The following is a 16054-nucleotide window of genomic DNA, read 5'->3' as shown; positions in this document are numbered from 1 at the left end:
GGGCCACGCCCCGCACCCAGAGTGAACACACCAAGGAGCCGAAACCACATGGCGGAGCCACACCGCGCCCCCACCAGGCGCCGCCGCCCCACCACCGGCGGCAAGGTGGTCATGGCGGATGTCGCCCGGCTGGCCGGGGTCTCCGACCAGACCGTCTCCCGTGTCCTCAACGACCATCCCCGGGTCCGCGCCGAGACCCGCGAACGTGTCCGCGCCGCCATGCGCGAGCTGGGCTACCGGCCCACGGCCAGCGCCCGCACCCTGGCCAGCGGCCGCAGCCGCACCCTCGGCGTGATCTCCTTCGACGCGGCCCGCTTCGGCCCGGCCGCCACGCTCGCCGGGATCAACGAGGCGGCGCAGGCGGCCGGTTACCTCGTCAGCACGATCGCCCTCACCGCCGCCGACCAGGCCGACGTCACCGGCGCGGTGGACCGCCTGCTCGGCCAGGGCGCGGACGGCATCATCGCCATCGCGCCCCAGCGCTCGGTCGGCCAGGCCCTGGTCGAGGCGGGCGAGGCGGGCCAGGGCGTCCCCATGGTCACCCTGGACAAGAGCTTCGGCGCGCACATCCCGGTCGTCGCGGGCGACTCCGCCTCCGGCGCCCGCCAGGCCACCGAACACCTCCTCGGCCTCGGCCACCGCACCGTCCGCCATATCGCGGGCCCCACCGGCTGGATCGCCGCCGAGGCCCGCGTCGACGGCTGGCGCGCCGCCCTCGAGGCCGCGGGCGCCGAGGTCCACGAGCCGCTGCTGGGCGACTGGAGCGCGGACTCCGGCTACGACCTGGGCCGCCGCGTCGCCCGGCAGCCGGGCCTGACCGCGCTGTTCGTCTCCAACGACCAGATGGCCGTCGGCGTCCTGCGCGCCCTCCACGAGGCGGGCCGCCGGGTCCCCGAGGACGTCAGCGTGGTCGGCTACGACGACATCCCCGAAGCCGCCCATCTGCTTCCGCCGCTCACCACGATCCGCACCGACTTCACCGAGATCGGCCGCCGCTGCCTGACCCTGATGCTCGACCAGCTCGACCGCTCCCCGGCGCCGGGCGTCCGCGTGACCATCCCCACCGAGCTGGTCGTCCGCCACAGCACGGGGCCGAGGCCGGATCATCCGTCCAGGTAGTGGAAGTCCGGCTTGGGGTGCATGAGGAAGTCGTGGTGCGAGATGTTCCAGGCGTACGCCCCCGCCAGCGCGAAGGCGACGCGGTCGCCGGCCCGTAGCTCGGCGACCGGGACGCCGCGGGCCAGGACGTCCTTGGGGGTGCACAGCTGGCCGGCCAGGGTGACCGGTTCGTCGCGGGCGGCGGGGCGGGGCCAGTCCCGGTCCCAGTCGGCGGTGGGGAGCACCTGGAAGGGGTGGTCGTGCTGTTTGGCGGCCGGGGTGCGGAGGTGGTGGGTGCCGCCGCGGAGGACCGCGAACGCCTCACCGCGGCTGTGCTTGAGGTCCAGGACCTCCGTGACGTACCAGCCGCAGTACGCCGTCAGCGCCCGGCCCGGCTCGATCCGCAGGGTCAGGCCGGGGTTCCGCTCGGCGACATCGGCCAGGCCCTCGCCGTACGCCTTCCAGTCGAAGCGGGTGCCGGGGCGGGTGTAGTCCACGCCCATGCCCCCGCCCACGTTGACCTCGGTGAGGTCCAGGCCGTGGCGGGTGGACAGCTCGCGCGTCCAGTCGGCGATCCGCGCGGCCACGGCGGTCTGGGCGGGGGCGTCGAGGCCGCTCGCGAGGTGGGCGTGGATGCCGCGCAGGCGGAGCGGGCCGTCCGGGGTGAGGAGCGGCAGGCAGTGTTCGACCCGGTCGGGGTCGAGGCCGAAGGGGCTGGGGCGGCCGCCCATGGCGAGCGCCGCGCCGCCCAGCGCCTCGTCGGTCAGGGGGAGGTTGACGCGGAGCAGGACGTCCACGGGGCGGTCGCCCGCGAGGGACGCCAGCAGCCGCAGTTCGTGCTCGCTCTCCACATGGAACCGTTCCGCCCCCAGCTCCAGCGCCCGCCGCAGCTCCGCCTCCGCCTTGCCCGGTCCGCCGAAGGCGAGCGGCCGTTCGGGGACGGCCTCGCGGACGTGCGCCAGCTCGCCGCCCGAGGCGACCTCGAAGCCGGTGACGTACGGGGCGAGGGCGCGCAGGATCGGCGGTGCCGGGTTGGCCTTCGCCGCGTAGTACAGCTCGACGGCCCGCGGGAGCGCGGCCCGGATCTCCTGGGCGTGGTCGGCGAGGGCGGTGAGGTCGTAGACGTACGCGGGGAGGCCGTCCCCGGTCAGGGCGGTGACGAAAGAGGCGAGAGGGACGGTGGTCAGCGGGGTGTTCAACGGGCGCTCCCGGGGGCGTTGACGCGGGCCGCCTCGGACAGCAGGTCGGAGGCGAGCGGGCTGGCGATACGGACGTAACCGGCGTCGCGGTCGGCCTTGCGGCCCCAGCGGGTCAGCAGGTTGGCCTTGGCGGGCAGGGGGACGCCCGCCACCAGGGCGCGCAGCGCGGGCGGGTCGTCGTGGGCCGCGGAGCGGGTCCACAGGACGCGGCGGACCGCCGACCACAGGTCGGGCTCCAGGCGGGGGTGGCGGTCGGCGAGCGCGGCGACCATCTCGGCGAGGTGGTTGACCAGCAGGCAGTACACCACCCGGTCCCAGCCGCGCTCACGCCCGTACGTCATGGGGCGGGCCACCGCCTCGGGCAGCGCGGCGAGCGCGGCGGCGTGGTGGCCGGAGACCAGCTTGGTGCCCTCCAGGTCGCGGAAGAGCACCTGGCGCGGGGTGCCGGTGGTGTCCACGCCGATGACCACGTTCTGCAGATGGGGTTCGAGGACCACGCCGTGGTCGAAGTAGGCGGCCAGGACGGGCGGTACGAGGAGGTCGAGATACGCCTGCCACCAGGCGAGCGCGTGCTCGGGCCCGGCGCCGCCGAGGAGGTGGGAGAGCTGGGCGCCGCTCGTCGGGTACTCGTCGGCGACGGCCGCCGCCAGCAGCCCGGTCAGCCCCGGCCGCAGCCGGGCGGCCAGCCCTTCGCGGACGATCACACCGAAGCCCTCGGAGAGGTGGCGGTCGTCGAGGTCGAGGGTGCGGTAGCCGGGTTCGCGCAGCAGGTCGGCGCCGGGGAAGCGGGCGGCGAGGTCGGCGGCGACCGGCTCCAGCAGCCGGGTCAGGGCGACGGCGCCGGACAGCTCGTAGTCGGCGTTCTTGCGGAGGCAGTTGGTGATGCGCACGTTCAGGCTGAACTTGAGGAAGTCCCGGCCGTCGTAGAGCGTGCGGACCGAGGCGGTCGGCGCGAAGTCCGGCCCGCCGGGCCCCAGGTCGAGGACGTCGCCGCGGTCGAGCGCCGCCCGCAGCACCCGGTGCTCGCGGAGCATGGCGTACTGCCAGGGGTGGGCGGGCAGCAGCCGGTAGCCGTCCGGGACCGGCCGCCGGCGGTCCAGCGGCGCCAGGGCCCCGGCGTACGCGGTCTCCTCCCGTACGAACTCCCGGCGCACGGCGAGGTGGTGCAGCGGGAAGCGGGCGCCGGCCTCGGGCGCGAACAGCGACCAGGAGGCGGGGCTTCCGGTGCGGGCCTTGGGGGTGGGGTGGAAGCGGTGGCCGAAGAAGAGGGACTGCTCGGAGGCCAGATAGGCGTCCGGGGCCGGGCCCCCGGTGGCCTTCTCCCGCTCCTCCAGGGCCGCCCGCCCCTCCAGCGCGGCCGTCATACCCGCGTGGCTGGAGGCGACCTGCGCCAGGAACTCGTCGTTCCGGACCCCCGTGCGCAGCTGGAGTTCCCGGTGGATGCGTTCGGCCAGGCCGCGCCAGGAGACCTCGGCCCAGATGCCGTCGCGCTGTTCGCTGACCGGTCCGGTGAACCGGTGCGCGCCGATCAGCGACGTACGGCGCAGCCCCACCCGCAGCAGGACCCCGCTGCGGGGCAGCCGCAGCCGCAACCGGCCGTCGGCCACGACGGTCTGGTGTTCCGGTCCCGACACCTCGCGCAGCAGACAGTTGAGCAGGGTGTGGGCGGTCGCGTGGTCGGCGGAGACCAGCGGTGTGGTGGGCGAGGAGGTCGTTGGCATGGAGCGGCTCCAGCGGGTGCGGAGAGGAGAGAGGCGGAGGGATAAGGGGGTGGGGGGCGCGGCCGTCATCTGCCGCGCCCCCGCAGGAGGTAGTTGGGCCCGGTCACGTAGTGCTTGTTGACGTCGGCGGCGCCCGACCGGGCCTTGGTGAACAGCGTGCCCGCGGTCACCATCGCCTTGACCGGCAGCCGGTCCGCCTCCAGCACCCGGGCGCGCAGCAGGGCGGCGGCCGCCCCGGGGTAGGCCGCGCCGAGCCGGTCGACGGCCTCGGTCAGCCGGTCGCGCAGCTGCCGCAGCAGGACGTCCAGGGGCGCGCGGCCGAGGGCGGCCAGTTCGAAGGCGAGCGCGGCGGCGCACAGATGGACGGTGATGGTGGTGAACACGTCCGCCACCGGGCCGTCGCCGCCGGTCAGGATCCGTCGGTCGTCGAATCCGCACAGATCCGCGGCGTCGGCCCCGCCGATCATCGCGGCGAGCCGTACGGCGTGGACGCGCGGCCCGTCGTGGTCCTTGATGAGCAGCCGCAGCCGTGGGGTGGCGGCCGGGGCGCCGGTGCCGTCGAAGACGAGGGAGGTGTTCTGCTGATGCGATTCCAGGGCGATGCCGTAGGCGAAGAGGGTGGTGTGGAAGTCGAAGAGGAGGGTGAGGTACGCGTCGAGCAGGGCGAACAGGTCCCCGCCGTAGTGGCGCTCGGCGAGCGCGTCCGCCACGAGCCCGCCGTCCGGGGTCCGGGCCAGCAGCCCGGCCAGCGGCACGACCTGGGCGTTCTCCAGACCCGGCGGATAGCGGCGGATCAGCGTGGCCAGCAGTTCGTGCCCGGCGTGGAGGTGGGTCGTCTCGTCGGCGGGCAGCACGGCGTCCGCGAACCGCGGCTCGCGCGCGATCACCGCCTCCACCAGGCGCTGCGCCACCTCGCCGTCGACGAGCGTGCCCGGTTTGACGGTCCGCCGGTTGCGCAGCCCCAGGGTCGCGGTGGTGAGCGGCAGCTTGAGGTGGGTCAGCGGATCGTCGGTGACGGCGACGGTCCGCATCGACAGCGTGGGCCGTACGTCCAGCCACGGCCGCTCGGCGAGCCGCGCCCGCCCGCGCAGCCCGGTCGTCTCGAGGGCGGCGGTGAGGGGACGGCCGGCGGTGAGCGGGTGCACGGGGAACGCGAGGTGGTCGGCGTCGAGCCGCCCGGGCAGCCCCAGCTCCGCCGGGCTCGGCCACCACGCGGGGAGCCGCCCCGGATCGCCGCCGACCGCCGCGCGCGGGAGCGCGAGCCAGCGCAGCGCGAAGCCGGGCGCGAACTCGGGGGCGTGGGCGCGCAGGGCGTCCTCGCCGAACACGGACCGGCCGCGGCTGGTCGGGTAGACGGGGTGGTCGCGGAAGGCGGCCAGCGTGTCGTACGCGACGGCCCCGCCCATCCCGGCCCACCCCCCGGCCTCCCCGTACCGCGCGGCCAGCCCCCGGACGACGCCGGGCCGGATGCGGTGGTGCAGCCGGATGGCGTCCAGCGCCTGGTGGCACTCGTCGACGAAGGCGTCGTACAACTCCCGGTCCTCGCCCGCCACGATCCCCCGCAACCGCCCGAGCACGGCCCCAAGCCCCCGCAGCACGACGCCCCCGGCCGGGGGCCACGGCTGCTCGCACTCCAGCCTGGCCGGTCGGCGGGCGCGGATGTCGCATTGGAAGCCTTCCGGTTCCACCGGCAGCAGCACGCTTCCGCCCTCCCTCAGCGCGATGCGCAGCCAGTCGCCGTCCAGGCGGCGTACGGTGCGGGCGCGGCTGCGCAGCTGGTACGCGTCCTCCCGGAGCAGGGTGTCCAGCACCCGGCCGAGAAGTTCCTCCTCCGCGTCCTCCCCTTCCGTACGGCTCATGACGCGATCTCCCAACGGTGGGCGGCCAGGAACTCCGTCACGGCCGCGTCGATCCGGCGCTGGTCGGTGCCGGTCGCGCGCAGGACGCCGAGGAAGTCGCGGTTGGTGCGGTAGAGGGGGTGTTCCTCGCCGATGTCGCGCAGCGGGCGGTAGTCGAGCCGTACGCCGTCGCGTTCGGTCACGCTCGCCGCCGGGGCGGCGACGAGGCGGCCGGGACGGTCGGCCGTGACGTACTCCATGCGGACCCGGCCGTCCGTGCGGGCGCCGAGGACGGCCGGGAGCGGTTCGCCGAGGTGGGTGCGGAGGATGTGCTCGAAGAGCGGGATGCCGAGGAGTTCCGCGAGCACCAGGTCGCACTGGTCGCCGATGGCACGGTAGTTGACCTCGATGAGGCGGGCCCGGTCGCCCTGGACGACGTATTCCGTGTGGCAAGCGCCGAATCCTACTCCCAGCGCCCGGAGCTGGGCCAGCACCTGATCGGTGTGGGGCTGTGGGGGCGGGGCGGGCAGGAGGCGCAGCCGTTCCTCGATGAAGTGCGGGGGCGGGGAGACGTCGGTGCGGAAGGCGCCGAGGACGTGGAGGGTGCGGCCGTCGCCGAGGGTTTCGAGGGTGCGCAGTTCGCCGTCCAGGTACTCCTCGATCACCAGCGCCGCCCCGGGCCGGTGGGCGCGTATGCCCTTGCAGCCGCGGACGAGTTCGGCCGCGTCGGCGACGAGGACGACGTCCTCGCTGGCCACGCCCTCGCGCGGCTTGACGACGCAGGGGAAGGGCGCGTCGAGGGCGGCGAGGGCGGACGGGTCGTCGCCGGTGCCGAGTTCGGTGGACCAGATGGTGTCGGCACCGGTCGCGGCGAGGGCGCGGCGCAGCTCGGCCTTGTTCTTGGTGCGGAGGGCGGCGCGCCAGTCCTTGCCGGGGAGGTCGAAGTACGCGGCGGCGAGGGCGGCCTGGGTCTGGAGGTGGTCGCTGTTGGTGAAGACCGCCCGGGGCCGCCGTCCGTCGGGGGCGGCGGCGATCCGGCTGATGACCTCGCGGAAGTCCCGTACGTCGCAGGGCGCGATGTCGAGCGTGGCGGGGAGCCGCCCGCCGCGGGCCGCGTGGCGGGCGTACGCGCGCTCGTGCGCCTCGGGCTGGTCCGTGAGGAGGGTGACGGCGAGTCCGAGGCGGGCGGCGGCGGAGAGGAAGCCTTCGGTAACGGAGTCGGTGGGGTTGAGGGCGAGCAGGTGGATCGGCGCGGGGTGGGCAGGGGTGGAGGACGGCCGGGGTGCCGTGTCGAGATCATTCTCGTTCACGAGCCGAGATTAGGTTAGGCATGCCTAAGACTGCCAATTCGGCTGACTGGTGCGCCCGTTTGGCCCTGTTACGGCGTCAACCCGGCACCCCGATGCGGCGGTGCCGGGCCCGGCGGGCGGCCATGCGCGCATCGGGGTCCTGGGCGCGGAGGGCGGCGAGTTCGGCGCCGAGGATGTGGCCGAGACGCTCCAGGAACCCCTCCCCGTCGCCCTCCTCCACGACGCGGTCGACGATGCCGTTGGCCAGCAGGTCGGCGGAGCGCACCCCCTGCCGGTCGGCGACCTCGTACGCCCGCTCCGTGGAGCGGTAGAGGATGGCGGACGCGCCCTCGGGGGGCAGCGGCGACAGCCAGGCGTGCCGCGCCGCCACGACCCGGTCGGCGGGCAGCAGCGCGAGCGCGGCCCCGCCCGCGCCCTGGCCGAGCAGCAGACAGAGGGTGGGCGCGGGCAGCGTCACCATGTCCGCGAGACACCGGGCGATCTCCCCCGCCAGCCCGCCCTCCTCGGCCTCGCGGCTGAGCGCCGCCCCGGCGGTGTCGATGACGGTGAGCAGTGGCAGCCCCAGCTCGGCCGCGATGTGCATGCCGCGCCGGGCCGTACGCAGTCCGGCGGGCCCGAGCGGCTGGTCCTGGGCCGACGCGCGCTCACCGCCCCGCCGCCCGCCCCGGTTGTGCCCGAGCACCACGCAGGGCACACCGCCGACCCGCGCGAGGGCGAGCAGCAGCCCGGGATCGTGCTCCCCCGCACCCGTCCCGCTGAGCGGACTCACGTCCTCCGCGGCCACCCGCAACAGATCCCGCACCCCGGGCCGGTCCCCGCGCCGCGAGGCCCGGATCGACTCCTCGGTCGAGGGCCCCACCGCCGTGGCCCCCACGCTCCCGGCGCCGGGCCCCGCCGGGCCGTCCGCGGGCGCGGACGTTCCGGCGCCCTGCCCCACCGGAGGGTCGGCGGCCGGCCGAAATCCATCCCCGGGGGGCCGGGGCGGCAGGTCCTGGTCGCCGCACAGAACCCGCAGCACCCTCGCCGCCACCTCCGCGAGGCGGCTCGTCGGGAGCACCGCGTCGATCAGGCCGTGATTCATCAGGTTCTCGGCGACCTGCACGCCCGCCGGGAACTCCTCGCCGTACAGGGCCTCGTGCACCCGCGGGCCCATGAAGCCGATGAGGGCGCCCGGTTCGGCGGCGGTGACATGGCCCAGGGAGCCCCAGGAGGCGAGGACGCCGCCGGTGGTGGGATGGCGTACATGCACCAGGTACGGCAGGCCCGCGGCCTTGTGGCCGGTTATCGCCGCCGCCACCTTCACCATCTGCAGGAAGGCGACCGTGCCCTCCTGCATCCGGGTCCCGCCGGAGGCGGGGGCGGCCAGCAGCGGGAGCCGTTCCGCCGTGGCGCGCTCGACGGCGCGGACCAGCCGCTCGCCCGCCGCGACCCCGATCGAGCCCGCGAGGAAGCGGAATTCGCAGGCCACATAGGCGACCCGGCGCCCCTCGAGGCGCCCCTCGCCCGTGATCACCGATTCGTCGAGCCCGGTGCGCTCGCGGGCCCGCTCCAGGTCGGCCCGGTAGTCGGGGTCGGTCGTCGTGATCTCGACCGGCTCGTCCCAGCCGCGCCGGCTGCCGGGGTCGAGGAGGGTCTCGACCAGTTCGATGGCGGACTTACGGGCGCCCGCGCGGGGGTGGTTTCCGGTCATGCCTGACACCTTCCACGCACCCGGCACAGCTCAATCATTCCCGGCATGTGGCAACGCTCTCCCCTCCGCACCGGCCGCGAGTGATCGCGGCCGGTGCGGAGGGCACGTATGCCGGGTCGCGCTCAGGCCTCTTCGTCCGCCAGCGCCGCGTCGAGCGCCGCCGTCAGCCGCTGCACCCGCGACCGCAGATCGACCAGCTCCTCCTTGTCCAGGCCGCTCGCCCGGATCACCTTCAGGGGCACCTCCCGGGCGCGCTCCTTGAGCGCCACGCCCTCCGCCGTCGGCCGGACCGTCACCGAGCGCTCGTCGTGCGCGCTGCGCTCGCGCTCGACGAGTCCGGCCGACTGCATGCGCTTGAGCAGCGGCGACAGGGTGCCCGAATCCAGCCGCAGGAACTCGCCCAGCTGCTTGACCGGCATCTCGCCGTGTTCCCACAGCACCAGCAGGGCCAGGTACTGCGGGTACGTCAACTCCGTGTCGCGCAGCACCCGTCGGTAGATGCCGCCGAACGCACGCGAGGCGGCGTGCAGGGCGAAGCAGAGCTGCAGATCGAGCCGGAGCGGATCGTCCTCCGTGTCGGCCCCGCTCTGCGCGGGAAGCGGGTCGGGCTGAGATGACATATGACCAGCGTACCTCTTAGTTGTGCACAATTTAATTGTGTGCTCTACTTGGGCCACCGCCGGATCGGCCGGATCCCCCCGGCTCCCGGGACTCGAAGGGATGGTCTTCATGGATGCGCTCTACACCGCGGTAGCCACGGCGAACGGCCGCGACGGACGCGCCGTCAGCTCCGACGGCCGGCTCGACCTGCCCCTCGCCATGCCGCCCGCCCTCGGCGGCGACGGCCAGGGCACCAACCCGGAGCAGCTGTTCGCCGCGGGCTACGCCGCCTGCTTCGCGAGCGCGCTCGGCCTCGTCGGCCGCCAGGCCAAGGTGGACACCAAGGACATCTCCGTCACCGCCGAGGTCGGCATCGGCAAGGACGAGTCGGACGGCGGCTTCGCCCTCAAGGTGACGCTGCGCGTCGAGCTGCCGGGCGACCTGGAGAACGAGACCGGCCGCAAGCTGGTCGAGCAGGCGCACCAGGTGTGCCCGTACTCGAAGGCGACGCGGGGCAACATCGAGGTCGAGCTGGTCGCCGAGTAGCCCCCGCGGCGGCTACTTCGAAGCGCAGGTGGTCGGGGTGGCGTGATCCGGGTCGAGGGCGTTGGCCGCTTCGTGGAAGGCGAGCCGGTCGGCCATCCCGATGGTCAGGTGCTCGGACAGATCGGACGCGCACAGGTCCTGGAGCACGACGTTCTTGACGCCCGGCCCGGTCAGGAACTGGCTGCGGTACGGCGTGACCACCTCGTCGTACCGGGTGGCGATGACGGTGTACCGCACCCCGGGCACGGTGTCGCCGCCCGCGTTGAGCCGGTTCAGGAAGTCCGACCCCGCCACCTGGTCCATCAGCCCCGGGGCCGCCTTGGCGATGGCGTCGTCGAGGCCCGGGAAGTGGTCCAGCAGCTTCGTCAGCTCGGACAGGGTCGTGCCGTGGTTGGACGGGGCGAGGCCCACCAGGGCGTTCACCTTCGCCGCGCCGCCGAGGAACTTCAGGTAGTAGCGGGGCATCATCCCGCCTTGGGAGTGGCCGACCAGGTCGACCTTCGAGGTGCCGGTGGCGGCGAGCACTCGGTCGACGTACGACGACAGCTGCCCGGCGGACCGGTCGACGGGTCCGAGCCCGTAGAAGAGGGGCACGCCGGGGAGTTGGCCGTAGTCGAGGGAGAAGACGCAGTAGCCGCGGTCGACCAGGTACGGGGCGAGGCCGAGCCAGTTGTCGACGGAGTTGCCGAGGGTGCCGTGGACGAGGACGACGGGCCTCGGGTGCCGGGCGGACGGCTTGCAGGAGTAGTCGTTCCAGCCACTGCTGGCGGCCTGCGACGACTGGTCGGCCGCCGACGACTGGGCGGTCGCGGCGGCGGGGGCCGCGGTCGCCGCCGCGACCGCCAGGGCCAGGGCGGGCAGTAAGGTACGGACATGCCTCCAGGGCAGCATCACATGAACTCCTCGCGGTGGTGAGAGAGTCGCGCTGACGGCGCACCCTGTGACTCGGATCACAAACGTGTGGCGCGGGGATCAAATTACGCGTGAGTAGCAGAGAGATCCAGCCATGCGCCGGTGAAAAAACATTCACGCGGCCCTTACGCGACGTCCAGGAATCACGCGACGTCCAGGAATCCGGCGGGCCGGACCGCGGACACGCCGAAGCGGGCCCGCGCCCGGTCGGCGGCGGCCTCCGCGCGGCGGGCCTTGTCCTCCGCGGCGTCGAAGGACAGCTGGTGGGAGGCGAGTTCGGCGCTCATCAGACCCTCGGCCCGCAGGCTGACGGACCGCACCCGGGCCCGCTGCAGCCCGAGCGCGTCGTGCAGCGCGTACGCGGTGGCGGTCAGCACCGGGGTGTGGCCGGTCGGCTCGGTCAGGGTCCGGGAACGGGTCGTCGAGGAGCGGTCGGCGTACCGGACGGTGAGGCTGAGCCGGGCCGCGATCTGCCCGCTCGTCCGCAGCCGGATGCCGAGTTCGTCGGCGAGCGTCAGCAGCGCCCGGCGCCGCCGGACCGGGTCCAGCTCATCGCGGTCGAAGCGGTGTTCGGCCCCCATGGCGCGGGCGGGGGCGTTCGGGGTGACGGGCGCGGGGTCGATGCCGTGCGCCCACGCGTGCACCCGGCGCGCGGCCGCCGCGCCGAGGATCCGCTGCAGCGTGGACAGCGGCGCGGCGGCGATCCGCTCGGTGCTGTCGAGCCCGTACGCACACAGGGCCCTGGCCGTCGCGGCGCCCACGCCGGGCAGGGCTATGGGCGGCTTACGGGCCAGGAACCCGGCGACGGCGTCGGGGTCGTCGGGGACGGTACGGACCGTGCCGGGCGTGTTCGGCGGGCTGTCGTGGGCGGCCATGCGGGCGAGCATGGGGTTGGCGGCGACGCCCACGGTGCAGTCGACGCCGTACCGGGCGAGCGCCCGTACCCGCACGATCTCCGCGAGCCCCGCCGCGTCCCGCCCGAAGTACCGCAGCGCACCCCGGACGTCGGCGAGCGCGGCATCGGGCGGCAACGCCTCCACGACGGGCGTCACCTCGCCGAGCAGCGCGAGCAGCCCCTGGTAGACGTCCTCGGCGAGCACGCCCTCCCCCTGGAACCGCACGTACAGCACATGCGCCACCCCACCCACACCCGGCCCCCCGCCCCGGCCCGCCGAGGCGGCATCGGCCGCGACGCCGGGGCCCGGGGCATCGGCAGCGGCAGCCGGGGGCGCCGCGCCACCCTCCCCCGACTCGGTCCCATCGCGTGCCGCGGGCGCGGAGGCCCGCACGTCGTCCGGGGCGTCGGGCCGGGCGGTGTCGTCGGACCCAGCCGCGGCCGAACGCGCGTCGGCCTCACGCCCCGGCGCGTTGGGGTCCGCCGGAGGTTCGGCACGGGCGGCCGGAGAGGGCGCGCCGCCGGGGGGCCCGTCGGCCGGCTGGCCGGGCTCGTGGGGCTCGTGGCGGTTTTCGGTGGTCATCCCGCGCTCCCCGGGCTCGCGTGCCACAGCTTGCGGCCGGTGGCGGACTGGTCGCCCGCGGGCTGGAGGTCGGCCCAGGGGTGCATGGCGTAGCCGGTGGACAGCTGGATGCGGCGGCCGGATTCGGGGTCGGCCGCGTCCACGCCCGCGCCCGGACCCGCGCCCGCGCCCGCCAGCTCGGCGGCCACCGCCTCCAGGCCGCCTTCGCTCCGCAGCCGGGCCAGTTCGGCGAGGTTCCACACGGCCGAGCCGACGACGCTGAGGCTGCGCGGGCCGCGGCGCTGGACGACGCCGCGCACCAGCAGCAGCCAGGAGTGGAAGACGGTGTGCGCGCACGCGGCGTGGCTGTCGTCGAAGAAGGCGCAGTCGACCAGGCCCGTACCGTCGTCCAGGGTGGTGAAGATGACCCGGCGGCCGGAGCGGATCGGCGGGGTCTGGGTGGCGGCCTTGGCGCCCGCGACGAGCACCGTCTCCCCGTGCCGGGCCGACCGCAGCCGCTTCGCCGGCATCGCGCCCAGCTCGTCCAGGAAGACCCGGTGGTCGGCCATGAGATGGCGGGAGACGTCCATGCCGAGGATGCCGAGTTCGGCGCCGAGGCGTTCGCCCTCGTCGAGGTCGGGCAGTCCGGCGGGGGCGGGCGGGCCGGTTTCGGCCAGCGGGAGCTGGCCCTCGTCGTGGGCCCCGCCCCGCTGCCGGTGCAGTTCGGCGATGTGCAGCAGCAGGTCGCGGCGGCCCGTGCCGAACGCGTCCAACGCCCCGACCTGGGCGAGCCGTTCGGCGACGGGCCGTCCGGGGTGGGCGCGCAGCCACAGGTCCTGGAGCGAGGAGTAGGGCTGTCCGGCGGCGATCCGCCGGGTCTCGGCCTCGCTGATGCCGTGGACGTCGCTCAGCGCCAGCCGGACGCCCACATCACCATCCCCGGACATCAGTTCGATTCGATAGTCGGGACCCGACCGGTTCACGTCGAGCGGAAGGATCGGCACGCCCCGCCGCCGCGCGTCCGCCAGCAGCAGCCGCTTCGGGTACATCCCGGGGTCATGGGTGAGCAGTCCCGCGTAGAAGGCCGCCGGATGGTGCGCCTTGAGCCAGGCGGACTGGTACGTGGGGACCGCGAAGGCGACCGCGTGCGCCTTGCAGAAGCCGTACGAACCGAACGCCTCGACGATCTCCCAGGTACGGCCCAGCACCTCCGCCGCGTACCCCCGCCGCCCCGCCTCGGCGTGGAACCAGGCCCGCACCCGGCCCTGCCGTTCGGGGTCGGAGAGCGCGCGGCGCGCCTCGTCGGCGAGGTCCCGTTCGCATCCGGTCATGATCGACAGAATCTTGATGATCTGCTCGTGGAAGACGACGACCCCGTAGGTCTCGCGCAGCGCGTCCTCCAGGTCCGGATGCGGATAGCGGGCGGGGTGGCGGCCGTGCCGGGCGTCGATGAAGGGGCGCACCATGTCGGCGGCGACCGGGCCCGGCCGGAAGAGCGATATGTCGACCACGAGGTCGTGGAAGGAGGTGGGCTGGAGCCGGCCGAGGAGATCGCGCTGGCCGGGCGACTCGATCTGGAAGCAGCCGAGCGTCTCGGTGGAGCGGATCAGGTCGTAGGTCGCCGGATCACCGGGCCGGACCTGCGAGGGGTCGTCGAGGTCGACGGTCCTGCCCGTGGCCCGCCGGATCTCGGCGACCGCGTGCGCCATCGCGGACTGCATGCGTACGCCGAGGACGTCGAGCTTGAGCAGCCCCAGCTCCTCGACGTCGTCCTTGTCGAACTGCGACATGGGGAAGCCCTCGCCGCTGGTCGGCACGATGGGGGTGCGGGCGAGCAACCCGGCGTCCGAGAGCAGGACCCCGCAGGGGTGCATGGCGATGCCACGGGGCAGGCCGTCGAGCGCCTCGACCAGCCCCCAGAACTTGCCGAACCGTTCCTGCTCCGCCGTCGCCTCTCGCAGTTCCTTCAGCTCCGGCAGTTCGGCGAGCGCCGCGCGCGCGTCGCGGGCGCGGATGTGCGGGAAGGACTTGGCGAGCCGGTCCACCTCGGCCGGGTCCATGCCGAGGGCCGCGCCCACGTCCCGTACGGCGTGCCGCACCCGGTAGGTCTCGGGCATCGAGACGGTCGCGACCCGCTCCGCCCCGAAGCGGTCGAAGATCGCGCGGTAGACGTCGAGGCGGCGCGCCGACTCCACGTCGATGTCGATGTCGGGCAGCGCGGCCCGCCGCACCGACAGGAAGCGCTCCATCAGCAGACCGCAGGCCACGGGGTCGGCGTGGGCGATGCCGAGCAGATGGTTGACGAACGAGCCCGCGCCGGAGCCCCGGGCGGCCACCCGCACCCCGAGCGCGCGGGTGTCGTCCACGACCCGGGCGACGGTGAGGAAGTACGAGGCGAAGCCGAGCCGTTCGATGGTGCGCAGCTCGTCCTCGAGACGCTCCCAGCGCACCCGGTCGCGGTCGTAACCCCGCAGCACCATGGCGGCGGCACAGCGCGACCGCAGCACCCGCTCCGCGCTCCGCCGCCCGGCGCCGACCAGGCCCGGTTCGGGGAAGTGGACGGTGCCGAGGCCGATGTGGTCCTCGGGGTCGACCAGGCACGCGGCGGCGGTGCGCGCCGTCTCCTCCAGCAGCCGGTGCGCGCCGTCCCGCCGCAGCCCGGCCGCCTCCGCGATGCGCTCGGCGGCGCGCGCCATGTCGCGCGGCCCCTTGAGCCAGCGCTCGCCGCTGTCGAGCGAGGCGGGGTTGCGCGGGTCGATGGGGACCAGGCGGCGGGCGGAGTCCAGGACGTCGGCGACCGGGCCCTCGCCGGGGTCGGCGTAGCGGACGGCGTTGCTGAGGACGGCCCGGACGCCCTGGTCGGCGGCGAAGCCGACGGTACGGGCGGCCAGCCGCAGCGAACCGGGCCCGGTGCCGGCGCGGCCGTGCCATACGGCCTCCAGCCGCAGCGCGTCACCGAACAGCTCACGCCAGGGGGCGATCAGCCGTGCGGCCCGGTCGGGGCGCCCGGCGGCCAGGGCGCGGCCGACGTCGGAGTCCGGGCCGAGGAGCGCGGTCACGGGGGCGAGCGCCCCGGGGATGCTCACCAGGTCGCGCCAGTGCAGCAGGGGCGGCCCGTCGCCGCCTGTGCGGGCGGAGCCGGGATGGGCGAGCCCGGTGTGGGCGGCGGAGACCAGCCCGCACAGGGCGGCCCAGCCGACGGCGCCGTCCCGGGCGAGGAAGACCGCCCGGGGCGTGGACTCGTCGATGAACGCCCCGCCGCGCACCGGTGTGCGCCGCCGGGCCGTGCGCCCCGGGTCCGGGGGTTCCGCCTGGACGGCGAGGTCCACCCCGAAGAGCGGCCTGACCCCCGCGGCCTCACTCGCCCGGGCGAACCGCACCGCTCCGGCGAGGCTGTCGCGGTCGGTCAGCGCGACGGCGTCCATGCCGCGCTCGGCGGCGCGCGCCGCCAGCCGCTCCGGGTGCGCGGCGCCGTACCGCATGGAGAACCCGGAGGCGGTGTGCAGATGCGTGAAGCCTGGCATCCGCACCTCCCACTGCTCACACCCCCTGGCCGATCCTGCTCTGCTCGTCCTCCCCGGCCCCCACCTTAACCCCATTCTCGAACAAGCGTGCGAGCGACATCGCACACTCCTCACTCCACTTCACCTATCCACCATAAGGGTGCAAATCGCCTCTTCATT

General features: G+C 74.8%; 11 protein-coding genes. 2 read left to right on the top strand and 9 right to left on the bottom strand.

Features of this window, described 5'->3' with window-relative positions; all coding sequences use genetic code 11:
- The first annotated feature begins 48 nt into the window (after nt 1-48).
- The gene (locus tag ACFZCY_RS30655) at nt 49-1119 is read left to right on the top strand and encodes a substrate-binding domain-containing protein (RefSeq protein WP_391180383.1); all 1071 of its coding nucleotides are present in this window, start codon (nt 49-51) and stop codon (nt 1117-1119) included.
- Here the strand turns inward: ACFZCY_RS30655 and ACFZCY_RS30650 are convergent.
- From ACFZCY_RS30650 to ACFZCY_RS30625, 6 genes are all read right to left on the bottom strand, one after another.
- Nucleotides 1104-2297 (bottom strand): alanine racemase, encoded by a 1194-nt coding sequence (locus ACFZCY_RS30650; protein WP_391180380.1) that lies wholly within the window; start codon nt 2295-2297, stop codon nt 1104-1106. The two genes, ACFZCY_RS30655 and ACFZCY_RS30650, sit on opposite strands and share 16 nt — an antisense overlap.
- Entirely contained in the window at nt 2294-4018 is a 1725-nt protein-coding gene (locus ACFZCY_RS30645) for an IucA/IucC family protein (RefSeq protein WP_391180377.1), read from the bottom strand. The genes ACFZCY_RS30650 and ACFZCY_RS30645 overlap by 4 nt, the downstream gene beginning before the upstream one ends.
- 65 nt (nt 4019-4083) lie before the next feature.
- A complete protein-coding gene (locus ACFZCY_RS30640; protein ID WP_391180375.1) occupies nt 4084-5877 on the bottom strand; it encodes an IucA/IucC family protein in 1794 nt (597 codons plus the stop codon).
- A complete protein-coding gene (locus ACFZCY_RS30635; RefSeq protein WP_391180769.1) occupies nt 5874-7103 on the bottom strand; it encodes an ATP-grasp domain-containing protein in 1230 nt (409 codons plus the stop codon). Before ACFZCY_RS30635 ends, ACFZCY_RS30640 begins: the two co-directional genes overlap by 4 nt.
- A 139-nt stretch (nt 7104-7242) precedes the next feature.
- On the bottom strand, nt 7243-8856 hold the full coding sequence (locus ACFZCY_RS30630) for a carboxyl transferase domain-containing protein (RefSeq protein ID WP_391180372.1): 1614 nt from the start codon (nt 8854-8856) through the stop codon (nt 7243-7245).
- A gap of 122 nt (nt 8857-8978) precedes the next feature.
- Nucleotides 8979-9476, bottom strand: coding sequence for a MarR family transcriptional regulator (locus ACFZCY_RS30625; protein ID WP_391180369.1), 498 nt, complete (start codon nt 9474-9476; stop codon nt 8979-8981).
- Nucleotides 9477-9585: 109 nt separating this feature from the next.
- Between ACFZCY_RS30625 and ACFZCY_RS30620 the strand changes: the two genes are divergently transcribed.
- Entirely contained in the window at nt 9586-10002 is a 417-nt protein-coding gene (locus ACFZCY_RS30620; RefSeq protein ID WP_391180367.1) for an Ohr family peroxiredoxin, read from the top strand.
- A 12-nt stretch (nt 10003-10014) separates the two neighbouring features.
- Here ACFZCY_RS30620 and ACFZCY_RS30615 read toward each other — a convergent pair whose 3' ends face one another.
- From ACFZCY_RS30615 to ACFZCY_RS30605, 3 genes are all read right to left on the bottom strand, one after another.
- Nucleotides 10015-10893 (bottom strand): alpha/beta fold hydrolase, encoded by an 879-nt coding sequence (locus ACFZCY_RS30615; RefSeq protein WP_391180364.1) that lies wholly within the window; start codon nt 10891-10893, stop codon nt 10015-10017.
- Nucleotides 10894-11057: 164 nt separating this feature from the next.
- A complete protein-coding gene (locus tag ACFZCY_RS30610; RefSeq protein ID WP_391180766.1) occupies nt 11058-12062 on the bottom strand; it encodes a hypothetical protein in 1005 nt (334 codons plus the stop codon).
- Nucleotides 12063-12388: 326 nt separating this feature from the next.
- Entirely contained in the window at nt 12389-15895 is a 3507-nt protein-coding gene (locus tag ACFZCY_RS30605; protein WP_391180362.1) for a DNA polymerase III subunit alpha, read from the bottom strand.
- Nucleotides 15896-16054 lie beyond the last annotated feature (159 nt).

The sequence above is a fragment of the Streptomyces sp. NPDC007983 genome (assembly GCF_042958345.1).
In the GTDB taxonomy this organism is placed as follows: Bacteria; Actinomycetota; Actinomycetes; order Streptomycetales; family Streptomycetaceae; genus Streptomyces.
This window is presented reverse-complemented; position numbering and strand designations above follow the sequence as displayed.

Excerpts from the sequence above, each read along its gene's own strand:
- ACFZCY_RS30655 (WP_391180383.1), top strand. The coding sequence starts at position 49 with ATGGCGGAGCCACACCGCGCCCCCACCAGGCGCCGCCGCCCCACCACC.
- ACFZCY_RS30645 (WP_391180377.1), bottom strand. The coding sequence starts at position 4,018 with ATGCCAACGACCTCCTCGCCCACCACACCGCTGGTCTCCGCCGACCAC.
- ACFZCY_RS30640 (WP_391180375.1), bottom strand. The coding sequence starts at position 5,877 with ATGAGCCGTACGGAAGGGGAGGACGCGGAGGAGGAACTTCTCGGCCGG.
- ACFZCY_RS30630 (WP_391180372.1), bottom strand. The coding sequence starts at position 8,856 with ATGACCGGAAACCACCCCCGCGCGGGCGCCCGTAAGTCCGCCATCGAA.
- ACFZCY_RS30625 (WP_391180369.1), bottom strand. The coding sequence starts at position 9,476 with ATGTCATCTCAGCCCGACCCGCTTCCCGCGCAGAGCGGGGCCGACACG.
- ACFZCY_RS30620 (WP_391180367.1), top strand. The coding sequence starts at position 9,586 with ATGGATGCGCTCTACACCGCGGTAGCCACGGCGAACGGCCGCGACGGA.
- ACFZCY_RS30615 (WP_391180364.1), bottom strand. The coding sequence starts at position 10,893 with ATGCTGCCCTGGAGGCATGTCCGTACCTTACTGCCCGCCCTGGCCCTG.
- ACFZCY_RS30605 (WP_391180362.1), bottom strand. The coding sequence starts at position 15,895 with ATGCCAGGCTTCACGCATCTGCACACCGCCTCCGGGTTCTCCATGCGG.